Source organism: Pseudomonas sp. GW821-FHT05H12, from assembly GCF_059419385.1.
Genome location: NZ_JBWKRS010000003.1, coordinates 219589 through 237924 on the forward strand (window position 1 = coordinate 219589; position 18336 = coordinate 237924).

19 protein-coding genes are annotated in these 18336 nt (G+C 61.7%); 8 read left to right on the forward strand and 11 right to left on the reverse strand.

The window, feature by feature from the left end; translation table 11 throughout:
- Positions 1-130: 130 nt before the first annotated feature.
- Positions 131-766, forward strand: coding sequence for a DedA family protein (locus tag AC07SU_RS04325; RefSeq protein WP_176996908.1), 636 nt, complete (start codon positions 131-133; stop codon positions 764-766).
- On the opposite strand, the gene AC07SU_RS04330 is transcribed toward AC07SU_RS04325, so the two are convergent.
- Complete coding sequence (locus AC07SU_RS04330) at positions 747-1982, reverse strand: sterol desaturase family protein (protein WP_494996292.1); 1236 nt, start codon at positions 1980-1982, stop codon at positions 747-749. The two genes, AC07SU_RS04325 and AC07SU_RS04330, sit on opposite strands and share 20 nt — an antisense overlap.
- A gap of 116 nt (positions 1983-2098) precedes the next feature.
- Between AC07SU_RS04330 and elbB the strand changes: the two genes are divergently transcribed.
- Positions 2099-2764, forward strand: a complete 666-nt coding sequence (gene elbB, locus AC07SU_RS04335) for an isoprenoid biosynthesis glyoxalase ElbB (RefSeq protein ID WP_494996293.1) — start codon at positions 2099-2101, stop codon at positions 2762-2764.
- 107 nt (positions 2765-2871) lie between these two features.
- Here elbB and AC07SU_RS04340 read toward each other — a convergent pair whose 3' ends face one another.
- Both AC07SU_RS04340 and AC07SU_RS04345 read right to left on the reverse strand, forming a co-directional pair.
- On the reverse strand, positions 2872-3327 hold the full coding sequence (locus tag AC07SU_RS04340) for a YaiI/YqxD family protein (protein WP_494996294.1): 456 nt from the start codon (positions 3325-3327) through the stop codon (positions 2872-2874).
- A 141-nt stretch (positions 3328-3468) separates the two neighbouring features.
- On the reverse strand, positions 3469-5364 hold the full coding sequence (locus AC07SU_RS04345; protein WP_494996295.1) for an FTR1 family protein: 1896 nt from the start codon (positions 5362-5364) through the stop codon (positions 3469-3471).
- Positions 5365-5632: 268 nt separating this feature from the next.
- Between AC07SU_RS04345 and AC07SU_RS04350 the strand changes: the two genes are divergently transcribed.
- From AC07SU_RS04350 to AC07SU_RS04365, 4 genes are read left to right on the forward strand one after another with little or no spacing between them, the layout of a single operon-like run.
- Positions 5633-7030, forward strand: coding sequence for a COG3014 family protein (locus AC07SU_RS04350; RefSeq protein ID WP_494996296.1), 1398 nt, complete (start codon positions 5633-5635; stop codon positions 7028-7030).
- Positions 7031-7040: 10 nt separating this feature from the next.
- Complete coding sequence (locus AC07SU_RS04355) at positions 7041-7412, forward strand: YcfL family putative periplasmic lipoprotein (protein ID WP_038844227.1); 372 nt, start codon at positions 7041-7043, stop codon at positions 7410-7412.
- Positions 7413-7447: 35 nt separating this feature from the next.
- Complete coding sequence (gene lpoB, locus AC07SU_RS04360) at positions 7448-8035, forward strand: penicillin-binding protein activator LpoB (RefSeq protein ID WP_494996297.1); 588 nt, start codon at positions 7448-7450, stop codon at positions 8033-8035.
- A 3-nt stretch (positions 8036-8038) separates the two neighbouring features.
- Positions 8039-8779, forward strand: coding sequence for a penicillin-binding protein activator LpoB (locus tag AC07SU_RS04365; RefSeq protein ID WP_494996298.1), 741 nt, complete (start codon positions 8039-8041; stop codon positions 8777-8779).
- 98 nt (positions 8780-8877) lie between these two features.
- Here the strand turns inward: AC07SU_RS04365 and AC07SU_RS04370 are convergent, their stop codons facing one another.
- The 3 genes from AC07SU_RS04370 to AC07SU_RS04380 all read right to left on the reverse strand — a co-directional run bounded on the left by AC07SU_RS04370 (position 8878) and on the right by AC07SU_RS04380 (position 12081).
- Positions 8878-9510 carry a LysE family transporter gene (locus tag AC07SU_RS04370; RefSeq protein ID WP_176996892.1) on the reverse strand — a complete coding sequence of 211 codons (633 nt, stop codon included), beginning with the start codon at positions 9508-9510 and terminating at the stop codon, positions 8878-8880.
- An 88-nt stretch (positions 9511-9598) separates the two neighbouring features.
- Complete coding sequence (locus tag AC07SU_RS04375) at positions 9599-10171, reverse strand: mechanosensitive ion channel family protein (RefSeq protein WP_176996893.1); 573 nt, start codon at positions 10169-10171, stop codon at positions 9599-9601.
- Positions 10171-12081: an ATP-binding cassette domain-containing protein gene (locus AC07SU_RS04380; RefSeq protein ID WP_176996894.1), complete on the reverse strand. Its 1911-nt coding sequence runs from the start codon at positions 12079-12081 to the stop codon at positions 10171-10173. Before AC07SU_RS04380 ends, AC07SU_RS04375 begins: the two co-directional genes overlap by 1 nt.
- A 50-nt stretch (positions 12082-12131) precedes the next feature.
- On the opposite strand from AC07SU_RS04380, the gene AC07SU_RS04385 reads away from it, so the two are divergent.
- Entirely contained in the window at positions 12132-12590 is a 459-nt protein-coding gene (locus AC07SU_RS04385; protein ID WP_494996299.1) for a TIGR02444 family protein, read from the forward strand.
- Here the strand turns inward: AC07SU_RS04385 and AC07SU_RS04390 are convergent.
- The gene (locus AC07SU_RS04390) at positions 12587-13579 is read right to left on the reverse strand and encodes an AlgP family protein (RefSeq protein WP_494996300.1); all 993 of its coding nucleotides are present in this window, start codon (positions 13577-13579) and stop codon (positions 12587-12589) included. The genes AC07SU_RS04385 and AC07SU_RS04390 overlap by 4 nt on opposite strands.
- A gap of 192 nt (positions 13580-13771) precedes the next feature.
- Here AC07SU_RS04390 and AC07SU_RS04395 point away from each other — a divergent pair, with 192 nt between their 5' ends.
- Positions 13772-14449, forward strand: a complete 678-nt coding sequence (locus AC07SU_RS04395) for an FKBP-type peptidyl-prolyl cis-trans isomerase (RefSeq protein ID WP_494996301.1) — start codon at positions 13772-13774, stop codon at positions 14447-14449.
- Positions 14450-14504: 55 nt separating this feature from the next.
- Here AC07SU_RS04395 and rsd read toward each other — a convergent pair whose 3' ends face one another.
- The 4 genes from rsd to AC07SU_RS04415 all read right to left on the reverse strand — a co-directional run bounded on the left by rsd (position 14505) and on the right by AC07SU_RS04415 (position 18294).
- On the reverse strand, positions 14505-14963 hold the full coding sequence (gene rsd / locus AC07SU_RS04400; RefSeq protein WP_176994418.1) for a sigma D regulator: 459 nt from the start codon (positions 14961-14963) through the stop codon (positions 14505-14507).
- A 210-nt stretch (positions 14964-15173) separates the two neighbouring features.
- On the reverse strand, positions 15174-15695 hold the full coding sequence (locus AC07SU_RS04405; protein ID WP_494996302.1) for a disulfide bond formation protein B: 522 nt from the start codon (positions 15693-15695) through the stop codon (positions 15174-15176).
- A gap of 236 nt (positions 15696-15931) precedes the next feature.
- On the reverse strand, positions 15932-17173 hold the full coding sequence (locus tag AC07SU_RS04410; RefSeq protein WP_494996303.1) for a heme biosynthesis protein HemY: 1242 nt from the start codon (positions 17171-17173) through the stop codon (positions 15932-15934).
- Between the two features lie 5 nt (positions 17174-17178).
- Positions 17179-18294, reverse strand: coding sequence for a uroporphyrinogen-III C-methyltransferase (locus AC07SU_RS04415; protein WP_494996304.1), 1116 nt, complete (start codon positions 18292-18294; stop codon positions 17179-17181).
- Between the last annotated feature and the right edge of the window lie 42 nt (positions 18295-18336).

An 18336-nucleotide genomic window follows, 5' to 3' on the forward strand; every position in this document is an offset into this window, starting at 1 on the left:
CTTATCGATGCGACCTGTAGTCGCATTCGTCGTTTATGTAGGAATTGTTCACTTCGTGACACATCTCGATACTTTCATGAATGTTCGCGAAGGCGTAGGCTGCGCGTTCATTTCGCCAGCACCCCAGACCATGCTTCAACAATTTCTGCATGACTTCGGCTACTTTGCGCTCTTCCTGGGCACCTTCTTTGAAGGCGAGACCATCCTGGTTCTCGCAGGCTTCCTGGCATTCCGTGGCTACATGGATATCAAGCTGGTGATGATCGTTGCCTTTTTCGGCAGCTACGCCGGCGATCAGCTCTGGTATTACATGGGCCGCAAACACGGCCGCAAGCTGTTGGCGCGCAAGCCGCGCTGGCAATTGATGGGTGACAAGGCCCTGGAGCATATTCGCAAGCACCCGGATATCTGGGTGTTGAGCTTCCGCTTCGTCTACGGGTTGCGCACGGTCATGCCTGTGGCGATTGGCCTTTCCGGCTATCCGCCGCTGCGCTACCTGATCCTCAACGGCATTGGTGCCGCGATCTGGGCCGTGGCCCTGGGCGCTGCGGCGTATCACTTCGGCGCCGTGCTGGAAGGGATGCTGGGCAGCATCAAGAAATACGAGCTGTGGGTGCTCGGCGCGTTGCTGGTATTGGGCTTCGGCCTGTGGCTGCGCCGTCGCTTCAAGAACGCGCGCATCGCCCGTGAGGCCTGCGCCGACGCCAAGGCCCGGCTCGCTGCCGGGCAGGCTCCGGTAGAAGCACCTAAGACGCCAGTCGAGTAAGCCGGCTTCTACAGCAGTAGAGGCCGATCACGCTGAGCAGGCTGTAACTCACCAGGCCCAGCCAACCCAGGTTGCTGGCCGGCCACAGGCCCACCAACGGCGCCAGCCATACCAGCGGCACATTCAACACCAGGCGTACCAGCTCGGCCTTGAAGGCCCAGGGGCGGTTCTCCAGGGCCACCCCCAGGGTAAACAACCCCAGCGCCATCGCACTCCAGCCCAGGATCAGCGCCGCAGTGGGCAACCCCTCGCCAAAATTCATCAGATAGCTGCCAAACCCCACATACGCCGCAAACTGCAGGGCGATGTACACCTGTTGGCGCACATCCAGCGGCACTTCAAATTTGCGGAACTGGCTCAGGTCCGGCTTGGCCATCGGGTACTTGGCCTTCACATCGGCCGGGCGCCAGCCAGTGCGCATGAACCAGATGCGCAGTTTGTCCCACCAACTCTCGGTGCGCCGCGCATCACTCCACAGCTGTGCATAAAACTGCAGGTTGGCCCACAGCGGGTTCCAGCTGGCCAAAGGCGTGGTCACGCCGAAAATTACCGGTTCGTTGTCGTCTTCTTCCTGGAACGACCCAAACAGGCGGTCCCAAACAATGAACACCCCGCCGTAGTTGCGATCCATGTAGAGAGCGTTCTGTGCATGGTGGGCCCGATGATTGGACGGCGTAACGAAGAACCACTCGTACCAGCCAAGCTTGGGCACGTGGCGGGTATGCACCCAGAATTGGTACAGCAGGTTGAGGGACGCCACGCTGATAAACACCACCAGCGGCACACCGACAACGGCCAGCGGCAGGTAGAAGATCCAGCTCAGCAGAAAGCCGGTGCTGGTCTGGCGCAGGGCGGTGCTGAGGTTGTAGTCCTCGCTCTGGTGATGCACCGAGTGCGCGGCCCACAGGATATTGCGCTCATGGCCCATGCGGTGCAGCCAGTAGTAGCAGAAGTCGTAGAACACAAAGGCGAACACCCAGGTCCACACGCTTTGGGCCGGCAATTCGAAGAGCGCCAGGTGCTTGAGGGCGAAGGCGTAGGTCAGGATCCCCACCCCCTTGGTCAACAACCCTGTGGTGGTGGACAGCACGCCGGTGCTGAGGCTGTTGATGGCATCCGCCACCCGATAGTTGCGCTCGCCGCGCCAGTGGTCGGCAAGCAGCTCCACCACGATCAAGGCGATGAAAAACGGTACCGCGTAAGGCACGAAGTCCATGGTCTGGTCCGGTTTGTTTTTGTTACATATAGATTAGGTGCAGCCGCGCAAGAGCCCATTGGCAACAGGTGACAAATTAGTAGACATTTAACGCCATGACCCCAGGAGAAATGCCCATGAGCAAAAAGATTGCAGTGATCCTTTCCGGCTGCGGCGTGTACGACGGCGCAGAGATCCACGAAAGCGTGATCACCTTGCTGCGCCTGGACCAGCGCGGTGCTCAGGTCCAATGTTTTGCCCCCGATATTGCGCAACTGCACGTGATCAACCACCTCACCGGTGAAGAGATGCCCGAATCGCGCAACGTGCTGGTGGAGTCGGCGCGGATCGCCCGCGGCGACGTGAAGGATATTCGCGAAGCCAATGCTGAAGAATTTGATGCGCTGATCGTGCCGGGTGGCTTTGGCGCAGCCAAGAACCTGTCCAACTTTGCCGTGCAAGGCGCCGGTTGCAGCGTCAACCCGCAGGTGCTGGAACTGGCTGAAGCGTTTGCCGAAGCGGGCAAGCCGGTGGGGCTGATCTGCATCTCGCCGGCGCTGGCCGCGAAGATCTACGGCCCGGGCGTGACCTGCACCATCGGTAACTGCCCCGATACGGCGGCCGCCTTGGACAAGATGGGCGCCACCCACCAGGAATGCGCCGTCGAAGACATCGTGGAAGACAAGGCGCGCAAGCTGGTAAGCACACCGGCCTACATGCTGGGCAAGAACATCAGTGAAGTGGCGTCAGGCATCAACAAGCTGGTGGACCGGGTGCTCGAACTCACCCACGAAAACGACTAAGCAACCCATTGAATGGAGTGAGCGGGCTTGCCCCGCGCCACGGTATACCAGGCGCCACACGCTTACCTGACACACCGCGGCGCGGGGCAAGCCCGCTCACTACAAGGTCAAGCCAGACGCATCAACTGGGTGAGAAGGCGGTCCAGGGCATTGGCGAAGGCTTGCTTGTCCTTTTCACTATGGGGCGGTGGCCCACCGCCCATCTGGCCCTGTTCACGCAGGTCGGTAAACAGGTTGCGCACCGCCAGACGCTCGCTCATGTTCGCCGGGCTGAACTCCTTGCCACGGGGGTCGAGCGCCGTCACGCCCTTCTTTACCAGCCGATCAGCCAGGGGCACATCGCTGCAGATCACCAGCTCACCGGGCACGGCGTGTTCCACCAGGTAATCGTCCGCCGCATCCGGGCCGCTGGGCACTACGATCAACTTCACGCACGCAAAACTCGGCTTGATCTGGCTCTGCCCCGCCACCAATACCACCTCGAACTGGCGCTTGAGGGCGAACTTGACCACCTGATCCTTGGCCGCCCGGGGGCAGGCATCGGCATCGATCCATACGCGCATCCATCCACCCTCTCATTAACAACATAGATCCAGTGTGGGAGCGGGCTTGCCCGCGATAGCGCCGGATCAGCCAACACCTACATCGGCTGACACACCGCAATCGCGGGCAAGCCCGCTCCCACATTTTTTGACCGCGTTCGTTCAAGCGGCAATGCGGCGCTTTTCGACCAACCGACTGCGACCATACAACACCACAATTGCCAGGATCGCCACGGCTTGCGCACTCAGCGAGTAAGCGTCGGCGTGAATGCCCAGCCAGTCAAAGTCAAAGAACGGCACCGGCCGCGTGCCGAAGATGCCGGCCTCTTGCAACGCCTTAACACCATGGCCGGCAAACACCACCGACAACGCACACAGCAGCGCCGCGTTGATCCCGAAGAACAGCGCCAACGGCAGCTTCGCCGAACCGCGCAAGATCACCCAGGCCAAGCCCACCAGCAGCACCAGCGCCGTGGCACCACCCGCCAGCACAGCGTTATGCCCGGCAGGCCCGGCTTGCAGCCACAGGGTTTCGTAGAACAGGATCACTTCGAACAGCTCGCGGTACACCGAGAAGAACGCCAGCATCGCAAAACCGAAACGACCGCCGCCGCCCACCAGGCTGCTCTTGATGTAATCCTGCCAGGCCGCGGCATGACGCCGGTCGTGCATCCACACCCCCAGCCACAACACCATCACACTGGCGAACAGCGCCGTGCAGCCTTCGAGCAATTCGCGCTGCGCACCGCTCACGTCAATCACATACGCCGCCAGCGCCCAGGTGGCCAAGCCAGCCAGCAATGCCAGGCCCCAGCCCGCGTTGACGCTGCGCACCGCCGATTGCTGGCCGGTGTTACGCAGGAACGCGAGGATCGCCGCCAGCACCAGAATCGCTTCCAGGCCTTCGCGCAGCAGGATCAGCAAGCCGGAGATGTAGCTCAGCGACCAACTCAAACCATCGCTGCCCAGCAAGCCAGCAGACTCAGTGAGCTTGCCCTTGGCCACGTCCAGGCGCTGTTGCACCTGCTCGACCGGCAGCCCGTCCTGCAACGACTGCCGGTAAGCCATCAGGGCCTTCTCGGTGTCTTTGCGTACGTTGGCGTCGACGTTGTCCAGGGAGCTTTCTACCAGCTCGAAGCCTTCCAGGTAGGCCGCAACAGACAGGTCATACGCCTGCTCATGGTCACCGTTGCGGAACGCGGCGAGGCTCTTGTCCAAGGTGGTCGCGGTGTAGTCCAGCAATTGCGCCGGGCCACGCTTGACCTGCGGGGGCTGGGCCCGCTGGGCGCGGAACGTGGCGGCAGCGTCGGGGCCGTTGGCGGCAAGCACTTCATTGGGGGTCTGGCGCGCCAGGTCAGCGAGGTTGAACGGCTGCTCGCTCTTGGCCGCCGCCGGGTCGGCCGTGAAACCGGCGATGTAAGTGGCCAGGTCCCAGCGCTGGCGGTCGTCCAGTTGGTCGGAGAACGACGGCATGTCAGTGCCTTCGACACCCAGTCCAAGGGTGTTGTAGATCGCATAGAGGCTCAGGCGGTCCAGGCGCGTGGCGTCACGCAGGTTGGCGGGTGGCGGGGTCATGCCCATGCCCGCCGGGCCATCACCTGCACCGGCCGTGCCGTGGCACACCGAACAATGTTGGGCGTAGAGCGGCGCCCCTCGGGTGGGGTCCGGCGTGATCGCCGGGGCTTGGCTGACTTCATACGCCACGGCCAGCTTGGCGCCCAACTGGCGGGCTTGGCGGGCGACGGCAGCGCCGTCTTCGTGGGCAGTTACAGCGGCAAACAATTCGTCGACACCTTTGATCAACGCCGCACGCTCTGGCCTCTGTGGCAGTTCGGCCACCAGGCCCTGCAACACCCCGAGAAACTCGACCTGTTCACGGTATTCGGATTCGTCGATAACCTTGCCCGCCTCCACCGTTGGAGGGTAGTCAGCACCGATGTAGTCCAACAAATGCAGGGCTTGTGGAGCACCTTCAGCGGTAGCGGCCAATAAGTTGAAGCTGCACGACATCAGCGCCGGCAACAGCAGCCAGGCGAGAAAACGAAAGGGGGCAGTCATGAATGAATCTCAAAGGGAAATACGAAGTAACACATTGTCAAACCTTAAAGGGTTTGACTCAAGGCGTTAGTGAGTTGGCGTTTGGAAGGCCGGGGCATTTTTAGAAATTCGATGCTGGCATTTTGTGGATTGAATCACATCAATAAGCCATTGTTTTGCCAGTAATGGCGCTTATAATGCCGCGCCCTGTTAGTGCGAAAGGGAATTTCGTTCCTCGTTTTTATGAGGAATTACCACACCGGTTGAATACTTTCAGGGAAGAAGCTGCATGGCATTTCGCGCCTTACCTTCGCTCGCGCTCGTCGCGGTCACGTTGCTCTCCGGCTGTTCGATGTTCCGCAGCTATGACACCGAGCTGCAAGCTACCAACCAGCAATTGGCCACCGGCAATGTCGACGGCGCCCTGACCCTCCTGGAAAAGAACAACACCGGCGAAGACAAGGACCTGCTCTATTTCTTCGAAAAGGGTGAGTTGTTGCGGGCCAAGGGCGACCTGACCGGCAGCCAGACCGCGTGGCGCAGCGCCGATCTGCAAGTCTACAAGTGGGAAGAGTCCGTCAAGTTCGACAGCGAGAAGTACCTCGCCCAGTTCGGCAGTTTCCTGGTCAATGACAAGGTGCGCCGCTACGAAGGCTATGACTACGAAAAAGTCATGCTGACCACCCAGATGGCCCTGAACCTGCTGGCCCTGAACGACTTCGACGGTGCCCGCACCGAAATCAAGAAGACCCACGAACGCGAAGCGGTCATTGCCGACCTGCGCGACAAGGAATACCTCAAGCGCGAGGACGAAGCCCAGCGCGAAGGTGTGACCACCCAGATGAAAGACCTGAGTGGTTACCCGGTGGAAGCCTTGAACGCGCCAGACGTGGTTGGCCTGAAAAACAGCTACCAGAGTGCGTTCAGCCATTACCTGGCTGGCTTTGTCTACGAAGCCCTCGGCGAAAAAGACCTGGCGGCCCCCGGTTACCGCAAGGCTGCCGAGTTGCGCCCCAACACGCCGCTGCTGGAACAGGCATTGCTGGACCTGGACAAATCCAAGGTCGAAGCCGACGAAACCGATGTGCTGATCGTGGTCCAGAGCGGCCTGGCACCGGCGCGCGACTCGATTCGCCTGCCACTGCCGATTCCTATCGACGGCCATCTGGTGATCACGCCGCTGTCGTTCCCGGTGATCAAGGCCGACACGTCTACCGCGACCTTCGCCCAGATCGGCGTCGACGGCAAACAGCAGAACCTCACCGCCCTCAACAGCACCACTGCCATGTCCCGCCGCGCCCTGCGCGATGACATGCCGGGCATCATCCTGCGCACCACGGTGCGTGCGGTCAGCCGTGGCGTGGCGCAAAACAACCTGAACAAGACCAACCCCATGGCCGGCCTGGTGCTAGGCATCGCCTCGGCCGTGACCGAAGGCGCCGACACCCGCACCTGGCGCACCCTGCCAGACATGACCCAGGTGACCCGCCTGCGCCTCAAACACGGCGAGCATCAGGTCAGCCTGCCCAACGCCCTGGGCGGCACGCTGGTGACGGTCAAGGCCGATCAGCGCTACCAGGTGATCACCTTGCGCGTGGTCGGCAACCAGGTGTTCGCCGGGGGCCTTGCCGCCCATGTCGTGCCAAGCAGCACGCCCCAGGCCATCGCCACACTCAAGCAACCTTAAGGAGCACGCTATGCGTCATTTCATCCTCGGCGCCCTGGCGCTGGTCCTGCTCGCCGGCTGCGCCACCCCGCCGCCACCGGAGCCCGGCAGCGCTGCGAGCAAAATCGTGGTGATGGGCAAGTTCAAGGGTATCGCCGTCGGCGCCATCCGCGTTGCACGCGAGAACGGCTTCCTTACCGCCAAGGTGCAGTTGAGCAACATCACCAGCAGCAACCAGACGATGTATTACCGCTTCGCCTGGCTGGGCGCCGATGGCTTTCCGGTGGGCGACGAAGAAACCTGGAAAGTGCTGAACCTGTACGCCAACCAGGCGACCTTCCTGCCGGCCATTGCCAACCTGCCCCAGGCGGCAGACTTCCGCCTTGAAGTGAAGACGCCTTGAGCCGTTCCCCTTTTACGTTTCAGAGAGAATTCCCCATGTTTGCACGCTTCTCGATGCTCGCTCTCGTTGCCCTGCTGGCCAGCGGCTGCTCCAACACCTCGCCTGTACTGGGCAGCAAGAACATCAGCTACGGCGACACCAAGGCCGTGGAAACGGTAACCAACGAGTTCGGTTCCACCGACTTGCAGATGATCGCCGAAAGCATGACCCGCTCCCTGGCCCAGTCCGGCATCTTGCAGGGCCGCCCGGTGGTGCAGGTGTATGACGTGAAGAACAAGACCAGCGAATACATCGATACCCGCGAGATCACCACGTCGATCAAGACCCAGTTGATGAAGACCGGCACCGCGCGCTTCGCCAGCGACAATACCGACATGCAGAGCCAGGTCGACCAGCTCAAGCTGCAGAACCAGAGCGGCCTGTACAAGAAGTCCACCGTCAGCAAGACCGGCAACATGGTCGCCGCCAAATACCGCCTGGAAGGGTCCATCAGCTCCATCGTCAAGCGCAGCTCGGACTACAAGGACGTGTTCTACAAGTTCAGCCTGCAGCTGATTGACGTCGAGAGCGGCCTGGCCGAATGGATGGACGAGAAAGAAATCCGCAAGACCACGGAGCGCTAAGCAATGCGTGCATGGATCGGCATGATCGGCCTGCTGTGCGCCTTTGGCGCCGAGGCCGCCCCGAAGATCGCGGTGACCGACCTGGCCTACGAGGCGCGGATCGAGGAGTACATCCACCAGGTTTCGGCGAGCAACAACTACCAGGCGAGTGCCTACAACGCCAGCGGTGCCTCGAACTACAGCGAGTACGAAAGCCGTACCAGCTACATCGAGCAGACCGAGCTGCGTAAGTTCAGCGGTGACATCAAGGGCGAGATCCTCAAGTCCCGCCAGTTCCAGCTGGTACAGGGCACGCCCTACACCGCCGATGCCAAGGGTGACGTTTACGACGTGATCAAGCGCATCAAGGCTGGCCACTTCAAGGGGGCTGACTACGTGCTGTTCGGCACGCTGTCGGACATCGACTTCACCCAGGACATCAACGCCATCGACCGCACCAACAGCTACTCGGCGGTGCTGGGCCTGACGCTGGTGGCGGATTTCAGCCTGATCAACACCCGCACCTACGAAATCACCTCGGCGTTCACCGCCATGGGTGAAGGCCAGGACACCAAGTTGGTGAACAGCCGTGACGTGCGCGTGAGCCTGAATCGGCCGCGTGTGGTGAAGGAAGTGTCGAAAGCGCTGGGCGAAGATGTGGCGCGCCAGTTGGCGGAGCAGTTGGGTGGCGGGTACCAGGACCCGGGCAAGCCGGCGTTGCGCAATAACCTGCCGAGGGATGAGGCGCCAAAGATCCTGCGCTGAATCGCTCTTGCCCCCTGTAGGAGCTGGCTTGCCAGCGATAGCGGTACATCAGGTATACCGCTATCGCCGGCAAGCCGGCTCCTACAGGTTTGATCGGGTTACGCCGTTGCGCGATGCAGACTGGCGAGGAAACCCGCCGCCCCCACAAACAACCCGGCAAACGTACGGTTCATGCGTTTTTGCTGTTTTGGCGTGCGCAACAGACGCAATACCTTCGACGCCAGCCCCGTATAGCCCGCCATTACGATCATATCCACGCTGATCATCGTCGCACCCAGGATCAGGTACTGGATCAGCAGCGGCGCCTGCGGGTTCACGAATTGCGGCAGCACCGCCAGCATGAACACCAAGGCCTTGGGGTTGCTGGCGTTGACCAGGAAGCCGCGGAACATCATCGCCATCGGCTTGCCGATCGGGCGCACCGCCGCGTCATCGGTCATGTCCATGGGCAAGGCGCGCCACTGCTTGATGGCCAGGTACACCAGGTACGCCACGCCGAACCATTTGATCGCATAGAACGCAGTAGACGACGCCGCCAGAATGGCACCCAACCCGCCGGCCACGACGGCAATCTGCATCGCCAGGCCCAGTTGCAGGCCGATGGCGTTCCAGTAACCGCGCAGGAAACCGTATTGCAGGCCACTGGACATCGAAGCGATGGCGCCTGCACCAGGAGAAAGGGAGATGATCCAACTGGCCACGAAAAAGGCCAGCCACGTATCGAGTGCCATTACACACCTCAGGAGGGAGTTTGCTGTGATGCCCTAAGCTAACTCCGCCGACCAAAGGCTGGCTATAGATTTTTACAAGATGTGAATGCTAGCGGTCGCCCGGGAACACATGGTTACCTGGCCAACGCCGCACCGAGCGCTGGAAGAACAGGCTGTTGGGCACTTGCACCATGGCGCTGTCGGTGCCGGCTTCCGCGACTTCGACCAGAGTGGTGTACAGCAGGTTGATCGCCACGACCCGGCCCTTCACTCCCGGCTTGTCGACGGTGTCCACCAGTTCGACGATGTCACCCAGGCGAAACGGGCCGACCGTGAAGATCAAGATCGCGCACAGCAGGTTGGACAGCACCGACCACATGGCGAAGAACGCCACTGCCGCCACCGCCACAAACCCCGACAATGCTGTCCACAACACCGTGGCAGACACGCCCAGGCGGCCCAGCACAAAGATCAGCGCACTGCCCATGATCAACCAGCGCAAGCCGCCGCGCAGGGGCATCAGCAGTTGCGGTGGGAACGGGTAGCGCTCGCCCAGGCGAGTCAGGCCTTTGGCGACAAAACGCTGGGCCAGGTAGCCGGCCAGCAGGATCAGCAGGATCTGCACGCCGATCCACACAGGCTCTACCCATTGCGCCGGCAGCGGCAGTTGCAGGGCTTCCATCAGGACAGCGCCTCCAGCTCCGCTTGCAAGGTTTCGAGCAGTTCAAGGGCTTCCATCCAGGTTTCCTCCAACTGCCCCTCGCGCACCTTGAGCTTGGCCTGTTCGGCCAGCAGGTCACGCAGCTCGTCCTTGCGGGCGGCTTCGTACACGGCGCTGTCACCCAGGCTGGTCTCGATCTTGGCCAGGCGCTCGTGCACCTTGCCCAACTCGGCTTCCAGCTTGTCGGCTTCACGCTTGTGCGGCGCCAGCTGTTGGCGCAAGGCGGCAGCGGCCTGGCGCTGGGCTTTCTTGTCGGTCTTGTCCGGGTTGACTGGCGTGTTGCTGACCGGCGCGTTACGCAGGCGGTAGTCGGTCAGCCAGCGCGCGTAGTCGTCGAGGTCACCATCGAACTCTTCAACTTTGCCGTCAGCCACCAACAGGAAGTTGTCGGTGGTGCTCTTGAGCAAGTGGCGATCGTGAGACACCACCAACACCGCACCACTGAATTCCTGCAGAGCCATGGTCAGCGCCAGGCGCATTTCCAGGTCCAGGTGGTTGGTCGGTTCGTCGAGCAGCAGCAGGTTCGGGCGGTCCCAGGCGATCAACGCCAGGGCCAGGCGGGCCTTTTCGCCGCCGGAGAAGTTCAGCACCGGCTCATCGATGCGCGCGCCACGGAAGTCGAAACCGCCGAGGAAGTCGCGCAAGGTCTGCTCGCGCTCGGTGGGCGCCAGGCGCTGCAGGTGCAGCAACGGGCTGGCCTTGGAATCGAGCGAGTCCAACTGATGTTGGGCGAAGTAACCCACCACCGTGTTCTCGCCACGGGTGAGGCGACCGGCCAGGGGCGATAGCTCGCCCGACAGGTTCTTGATCAGCGTCGACTTGCCCGCGCCGTTGGGGCCCAACAGGCCGATGCGTGCGCCCGGCGTCAACTGCAGCTTGACCTTTTCCAGGATGGTTTTGTCACCGTAACCCAGACGTGCATCCGAGAGATCCAGCAAGGGGCTGGAGATCTTCACCGACTCGCGGAATACAAAGTCGAACGGCGAATCGACGTGAGCGGCCGACAGTTCTTCCATGCGCTCCAGCGCCTTGATCCGGCTTTGGGCCTGCCGGGCCTTGGTGGCCTGAGCCTTGAACCGGGCGATGTAGCTTTCCATGTGCGCACGTTGCGCCTGCTGTTTCTCGTAGGCCTGTTGTTGCTGGGCCAAGCGCTCGGCACGGGCACGCTCGAACGCGGTGTAGCCGCCACGGTAGAGGGTGATCTTCTTCTGTTCGACGTGGGCAATGTTATCGACCACGGCGTCGAGGAAATCCCGGTCGTGGGAAATCAGCAGCAAGGTGCCCTGGTAGCTCTTGAGGAAGTCTTCCAGCCACAGGATCGCATCGAGGTCCAAGTGGTTGGTCGGTTCGTCGAGCAGCAACAAGTCCGAGGGGCACATCAGCGCCTGGGCCAGGTTCAGGCGCATGCGCCAGCCGCCAGAGAAGTCGGCGACCGGGCGGTCCATCTGTTCGTTGGTAAACCCAAGGCCTGCGAGCATCTTGCGGGCACGGGCGTCGGCGGTATAGCCGTCGGCGCTGTCGAGCTCCGAGTGCAGGCGCGCCTGGGCGGCGCCGTCCTGGGCTTTCTCAGCCTCGGCGAGGTCGTGTTGCACCTGGCGCAGGCGCAGGTCGCCATCGAGCACGTAGTCGATCGCGATGCGGTCCAGGGTGTCGATCTCCTGGCGCATGTGGGCGATGCGCCAGTCGGCGGGCAGCAGGCAGTCCCCGGAGTCCGGGGTCAGCTCACCCAGCAACAGGGCGAACAACGTGGATTTGCCGGCGCCGTTGGCACCGATCAGGCCGGCTTTGTGACCGGCGTGCAGGGTCAGCTCGGCGTCTTCGAGAAGACGTTGCGGGCCACGCTGTAATGTTAGGCTTTGAAGTCGGATCATAATGGCGGCGGAGTCTACCAGCTTCGTTGGCCGCTGGCTTGGGTGTGAATATGTGCGCTGACCTGTGGAGCTTTGCCCTTTCGACTTACGCCCGCTCGGGCTGCGAAGCCGCCTGCCTGCGCTTGCAGGAACGAGGGGCGGATGTGTGCCTGTTGTTGTGTGGCGCCTGGCTGGAGCAACGGGGTGTAGCGCAGACACCCGAACGTCTGCAGGCGCTCAAGCAGGTCGCCGGGCTCTGGCAGGCGCAGGTCATCGAGCCGTTACGACAGGTGCGCATGCAATGGCGCGCCATGGCGCAGCAGGATGAGGTTTTGGATAAGTTGCGGGAGCGGGTCAAGGCCCTGGAGTTGGATGCAGAGCGGGAATTACTGACGCGCCTGGAGGCAGTGGCGCAGGCATGGCCGAAGAAGGAAGGTCAGCACAGATGGCTTGAAGGCTTGGCGACCGAAGCCGCCAACCTTGACCACGACGCGCTGCAACTGCTGCGCGCCGTGGCTGCCAGCACTTAGGAAGCGCTGGTTGGGGTCGTGCTGGATGCTACCGGAGCAGGCGTGCTGCTGGCGGTCGCGGCTGGAGCGGTGGAGGCTGCCGGGGTAGCCGCTGGGGTGGCTGGCTTGGCCGGTGCTGGTTTGGCAGCGGCAGGCTTGGCGACAGCTGGTTTAGCGGCTGGTTTTGCAGCAGCAGGCTTGGCAGCTGGCTTAGCGGCTGGTTTTGCAGCAACTGGTTTGGCAGCTGGCTTGGCGGCTGGTTTTGCAGCAGCAGGTTTGGCAGCTGGCTTGGCGGCTGGTTTCGCAGCAGCGGTTTTAGCAGCTGGCTTGGCGGCTGGTTTTGCAGCAGCAGGTTTGGCAGCTGGCTTAGCGGCTGGTTTCGCAGCAGCGGTTTTAGCAGCTGGCTTAGCGGCTGGTTTCGCAGCAGCAGGTTTGGCAACTGGCTTAGCGGCTGGTTTCGCAGCAGCAGTTTTAGCAGCTGGCTTAGCGGCTGGTTTCGCAGCAGCAGTTTTAGCAGCTGGCTTAGCGGCCGGTTTTGCAGCAGCAGTTTTGGCAGTTGGCTTGGCAGCAGCTTTAGCAGGTGCTTTCGCAGCAACAGCTTTTGCAGGCGTACGAGCGCCCAGCACTTTGGCTACAGCTTCCTTCACACGACCAACGCCCTGGGCCAGTTTCAGGCTTTCTTGAGCGTCTTTTTTGAGTTGGGAAATGTAGGTGCGGGTTTCAGCTTGGCGATCCTTGAGGGCGTCCAGCAGGTCCTCAAGTTCTTTGACAGCGTCTTTGGCTTTGGCTTGTGCCTTGGCCTTGCCGGCAGTGGCGGCGTCTTGCAGTTTGGTGCGGGATTTGTGCAGCTTCTCTTGCGCTTTACCGCGTTGTTTTTCCAGCTTGGCGAGCAGCTTTTCTGCATCGGCCAACGCTTGGGAACAAGCGCTTTCCAGGTGTTCGAGCAAGCTGCCCGAAAGTTGTTGGAGTAAATGCAACGGGGTATTAACAGGCTTCTGTTTGGCCGACATGGTTTACCTCCTGGCTGACGTGGGTGCGGCTCATACTAGCCCTCTGCTCTTACCGCCGCTAGGGCATGTTGACAGTATCGTTTGCGTTGCGTTGCAACGCGCGAAAATTCTTATCGATATAACGAAAAACCGCGCCACTTTTTACCCATCCACACTGGCATAATCCGTCGCACTTTCGGCGGGAGAATGCCCATGTCGCGTTACCTTTTTCTAGTGCTTGGCTTGGCGATTTGCGCAGCCAATGCGGGCGAGCAAACGCCGTCCAAAACGACGGCCCCAGACCCGCACGACCTCGCCTACAGCCTGGGTGCCAGTCTGGGCGAGCGCTTGCGCCAAGAGGTTCCCGACCTGCAGCTCCAGGCATTGCTCGACGGTCTCAAACAAGCCTACCAAGGCAAACCCCTGGCCCTGGACAATGCGCGCATTGAACAGGTGCTCGCCCAGCATGAAGCGCAAAGCGAAGCCGATGCCCAGGTTCCACAAACCGAAAAGGCACTCGCCGCCGAGCAGCAATTTTTAGCCAAGGAAAAAGCACTGAGTGGCGTGCGCGAATTGGCGGATGGCATCCTGCTCACCGAGCTCTCGCCCGGCAGTGGCAGCAAGCCATTGGCCAGTGATGAGGTACAGGTCAAATACGTGGGGCGATTGCCCGATGGGCCCGTCTTCGATCAGAGCACGCAACCGCAGTGGTTCCGCCTGGACAGCGTAATCAGCGGCTGGAGCAGCGCCTTGCAGCAGATGCCGGTCGGCGCGAAATGGCGCTTGGTGATTCCTTCTGCCCAAGCCTATGGCGCTGACGGCGCAGGTGAGTTGATCCCACCCTATTCGCCACTCGTATTCGAGATCGAACTGCTCGGAACCCGCCACTGACCCAATAAAAAACGGTGCGCCATGCGCACCGTTTTTTTTACCTCGCCATCAGGGTTCAGGCCTGGGTGGCGGACTCTTCCTTGTGCGCGTTGTGCAACACTTCGATCAGGCAATCTTCCAGCTCGAAACGCTCATGAAGCAGCGCGCCCAGCTCCTGGAATTTCGCCGCCACGCAGTTGCCGGCATCGCACAGATCAGTGAACGCCAGCAACTTTTCAGTGATGGCGTCGATACGCGGATAAATGGTTTCGGCAAGGTCCAGGCCACGCTGATCGTCAAAGGCTTCCGCCTCCTTGGTCAGTTGCTCGTAGACCCCGAAGTGGCCAGCAGACACGTAGTCCACCAAGACCCCACAGAAATCCTGCAACGGTTCGCGGTTCTGTGCCAATGCTTCGGGCTTGGCGCCGAGAGCATCAAAGGCCCGAACCAGTTCGTGACGTGCCTTCAGCCAGCTGTCGATCAGCTTATGCACACCACCCCAGCGTTCCTGAGCATTCTGACAACTTTCCAGCATGATGATCTCTCTTCCCTAGTAGGGGCGCTGCCGCCTGGTGCCCGCGCAACACTTCAAGGATAAAGCAGCAGCCGGACAAGGCTGCATCTGACAAACGGTTTCGCTAATGCGTGCGGGCCAGATTATGCCCGCATGACTATGGCTTCAAGGTACGCAGGACAGAAAGTTCATACAAGTGTTTAATCCCGTCCTACAACCTTCGGCCCACTCTCAGCGCTTTGCCAACCCCAAGGATTGGCTGAAAAACAGCCGTGAAAACTGCAGGATGCCCAGGATCAGCATCGCCACGAAGCACAACAGACTCCACTCCGGCAGGCTCAGGTCAAACAGCGTCCAGTTGATCTCGACGCAGTCCACGGTGCCTTTGATGGTCGATCGCAAAGCTTGCCAAAACGACAGGTTTTCGATCATCGATTGCAAGCTGGGCCAGCACTCGGCCGGCTGATCCGGTGCGACATTTTGCAGCAACACCTGGCGTACAGCAGTGACCGCCCCCAGCAACGCACAACCCATACTGGCCACCCCATACAGGACGACCGCAGGGCGCTTGGGGTTATGAAGGGCGGCCACCAGGTTGATCAAGGTGAACGTCGCCACAAAGAGGCGTTGCACCTGACACAGGAAGCAGGGACGTAGCAGCGCGCCGTACTCGACATAAAAAGACGCGCCCAACGTCAGCGCACCCGCCAGGAACGCCAGGAAAAACAAGGAGCGTGAAGGGGCCAAAGACATTGTTTATCCGTACCGCAGGAGACAGGCCGCTACGGTAGAGGAAAGGCCTGACTCCTTTCAATACGCACTAGAGCAGACGATTCGGCGAGGGCATGAGGATATGCCGTCAGAACCTGGATGACTTCGAGCAGCCAACAGTAGGAATTTGCTTGCCCATCTTCTGTCCCCCGTATTTACAGGGAATCGAACGGCTGGCCCCGGAAACTTCCGAACCAGCCTCCGCTTGTTTTCCTATCTCACGCTCGCACAGGTACTGGCAACGGTGACGCCAGCAAACGATTGTCCAGAAGCCCCAAGCCTTCCTGGAACAACTGGTTGCTGCGTTCTGTGTCACCCAATTGCGCGAGCAAGCGTGCCAGCTCGGCACAGGCTTCAGGATTGCGCTGCACCTGCAAGCTGCTCTCCAAGTAGTCCCGCGCCTTGCCCCACAGGCTGTTCTGCAGGCACAGGCGCCCCAGCGTCAACAGCAGGCTGGCGTCCCCCGGATGGTCCTTGAGCCAGCCTTCGGCAAACTTCAACTGGCGGGCCGGATCGCTACCACGCAGCAGACCATAGAGCCGGATCAAGTGGCTGTCGTAGCCGCGTTTGATAGCACCGCGCAGTACTTCCTCGGCTTTCGTATCGGCGCCCAGCCGGCGCAGCTGCTCGGCGTAGGCCAAGACCAGGGGCGGCTCCTGACGTTGGGCAGAAGTGAGTTGTTCCCACGCACGCTCAAGGGACTGCAACCCGGCTTCGCTCTGGTCTTCGCGCTGGGCTGCCAGGCTGAGGTTTTCACCCCAGGCGCGGCGCTCAAGTTCGGCCAGTTCCGGGGCAGGCAGCACCTTGTCTTTACGCAGCTCAGGCATCAGTCGAATCACCGACGACCAATCGCCGCGCTGCTGATGCAGGCGCTGCAACTGGCGCAATACCTGGGCGTTATGCGGGTGGCGCTCGTGCATCGCCTGCAGGGTGGTCAGCGCACCGTCGGTATCGCCACGGTCCAGTTGCAGCTGCGCATGGCTCAGGGCAACCGCCAGCTCGGCCTGGGGCTGACGCTCCAGGGCGCGCTCCAGCAGGCCGTCGGACTCTTCATAACGCCCCTGTTCGTTGGCGGCACGCGCGGCGCCAAGGTAGTAAAGCAGCGGCTGGCGCTCAGCCTCAGCGGCACGGTGCAAGTGGCGTTCGGCGCTGGCCCAGCGGCCTTCGGCAAGGTCCATCTGGCCCTGCTCGATCGCAATCTGTACGCGGCGGCTGCGGTTGCGTCGCGACCATGGGTTGACCACCCCACCCGAGGTCGTGAGCAGGCTCAGCAACACGCGGACCAGGTAGATCGCCAGGCCGACCACAAACAACGCGACCAGCGTGGCCCACAGGCTCGACTCGTAATGCAGCAGATGGGGATAGGTAATCAGCACGTAGCCGGTGTGTTTCGAAATGCCCACGGCCAGTGCCAGGGCGATTGCAACCGCCAGCACCAGGATCACATAGAAACGCTTCATCGGCTCTACTCCTGGGTCGCCGGCGTACCCGCCGCCGCCTTGGCTTCATCAGCAGACAGGTGACGACGATCCAGGTAGGCCTGCACCGCCGCAAGGCTCGCCGCCAGGTCCGGTGTCACCACCGAAACGGCTTTCGGCTCAAGCTCGGCGATACGCGCCAGCATGGCCTTGCTCTGCGGGTTGTCCTGATTGAAGTTGTCCTGCAATACGCTGCGCGCTTCACCAAGGGCACGGCTATACACCGCCGTTTCGCCATTGAGCGCGGCCCACTGCGCCTGCTCCAGTGCCAGGCTCAACGCCAGGCGCACCTGGTTCAAGCCCTGGCCCGCGAGCAGCGGACGGATGTTGTCATCGGGGTTGAAGTCGATGCGAAAATAGCGGGATATCTGCTCCCACCATTGGCTCCAGCGGCTGTCCGTATCGGTGGTCGGACGCCCTTGCGACGCCGGCTCGGTGAGTTGGTATTCCGGCGCGATGGCCGCCAGTTGCACCACCTGGTCACGCAGCGCTGCCAGCTGCAGGTACAGCCCGGTGCGGTCCGGCTGCTCGACACTGCGCAGGGCAACGAGGCTCTTGGCCAACTGCTCACGCGCGGCATAGGAACCCGGGTCGCTCTGCTCACGCAGGATCTCGTCGGCACCCTGCACCAGCGCCTGGGCACTGTTGATGTCCTGCAGGGCAGACAGGCGCAAGCTGGCCAGACGGATCAGGTGCTCGGCTTCCGCCAAACGCCAGTCCTGGCGGCTGGCGCCCAGCACGGTTTCCAGGCGCTGGCTCAGGCGTTGCTGATCGCCTTGTAGCTGGGCGACCAGACGCCGACGCTCCTCCAGTTCATCTGCGGCGGGCAGCTGTGCCAGGCGTGCGGCCAGTTGCTGCTGGCTCTGCTTGAGCGACTGGGATTGGTCATCGAGGGTCTGCACCTGCCCCAGCTGTTGCTGGCTGCTGGCTTGCAGGGCACGGACCTGCCAGATCCCCCAGCCGCCGGCGGCAACCCCCGCGGCGCCGAGCAACAGGGCCACGACTGCCAGACCATTGCCACGACGTGGCGCGGTGACTGGTGGCTCAACCGGCGCACTCAGTGCGGGCTGGGCTTCTTCTTTAGGCAAGGCTGTTTCGCTCACGTATCCGTCCTTTGCGTATTCAGAGAGTGGGAGCGGCTTGCC

Bases quoted from the DNA above. Each gene is read 5' to 3' on its own strand.
- AC07SU_RS04325 (WP_176996908.1), top strand. From the start codon at position 131: ATGCTTCAACAATTTCTGCATGACTTCGGCTACTTTGCGCTCTTCCTG.
- AC07SU_RS04330 (WP_494996292.1), bottom strand. From the start codon at position 1,982: ATGGACTTCGTGCCTTACGCGGTACCGTTTTTCATCGCCTTGATCGTG.
- elbB (WP_494996293.1), top strand. From the start codon at position 2,099: ATGAGCAAAAAGATTGCAGTGATCCTTTCCGGCTGCGGCGTGTACGAC.
- AC07SU_RS04340 (WP_494996294.1), bottom strand. From the start codon at position 3,327: ATGCGCGTATGGATCGATGCCGATGCCTGCCCCCGGGCGGCCAAGGAT.
- AC07SU_RS04345 (WP_494996295.1), bottom strand. From the start codon at position 5,364: ATGACTGCCCCCTTTCGTTTTCTCGCCTGGCTGCTGTTGCCGGCGCTG.
- AC07SU_RS04350 (WP_494996296.1), top strand. From the start codon at position 5,633: ATGGCATTTCGCGCCTTACCTTCGCTCGCGCTCGTCGCGGTCACGTTG.
- AC07SU_RS04355 (WP_038844227.1), top strand. From the start codon at position 7,041: ATGCGTCATTTCATCCTCGGCGCCCTGGCGCTGGTCCTGCTCGCCGGC.
- lpoB (WP_494996297.1), top strand. From the start codon at position 7,448: ATGTTTGCACGCTTCTCGATGCTCGCTCTCGTTGCCCTGCTGGCCAGC.
- AC07SU_RS04365 (WP_494996298.1), top strand. From the start codon at position 8,039: ATGCGTGCATGGATCGGCATGATCGGCCTGCTGTGCGCCTTTGGCGCC.
- AC07SU_RS04370 (WP_176996892.1), bottom strand. From the start codon at position 9,510: ATGGCACTCGATACGTGGCTGGCCTTTTTCGTGGCCAGTTGGATCATC.
- AC07SU_RS04375 (WP_176996893.1), bottom strand. From the start codon at position 10,171: ATGGAAGCCCTGCAACTGCCGCTGCCGGCGCAATGGGTAGAGCCTGTG.
- AC07SU_RS04380 (WP_176996894.1), bottom strand. From the start codon at position 12,081: ATGATCCGACTTCAAAGCCTAACATTACAGCGTGGCCCGCAACGTCTT.
- AC07SU_RS04385 (WP_494996299.1), top strand. From the start codon at position 12,132: ATGTGCGCTGACCTGTGGAGCTTTGCCCTTTCGACTTACGCCCGCTCG.
- AC07SU_RS04390 (WP_494996300.1), bottom strand. From the start codon at position 13,579: ATGTCGGCCAAACAGAAGCCTGTTAATACCCCGTTGCATTTACTCCAA.
- AC07SU_RS04395 (WP_494996301.1), top strand. From the start codon at position 13,772: ATGTCGCGTTACCTTTTTCTAGTGCTTGGCTTGGCGATTTGCGCAGCC.
- rsd (WP_176994418.1), bottom strand. From the start codon at position 14,963: ATGCTGGAAAGTTGTCAGAATGCTCAGGAACGCTGGGGTGGTGTGCAT.
- AC07SU_RS04405 (WP_494996302.1), bottom strand. From the start codon at position 15,695: ATGTCTTTGGCCCCTTCACGCTCCTTGTTTTTCCTGGCGTTCCTGGCG.
- AC07SU_RS04410 (WP_494996303.1), bottom strand. From the start codon at position 17,173: ATGAAGCGTTTCTATGTGATCCTGGTGCTGGCGGTTGCAATCGCCCTG.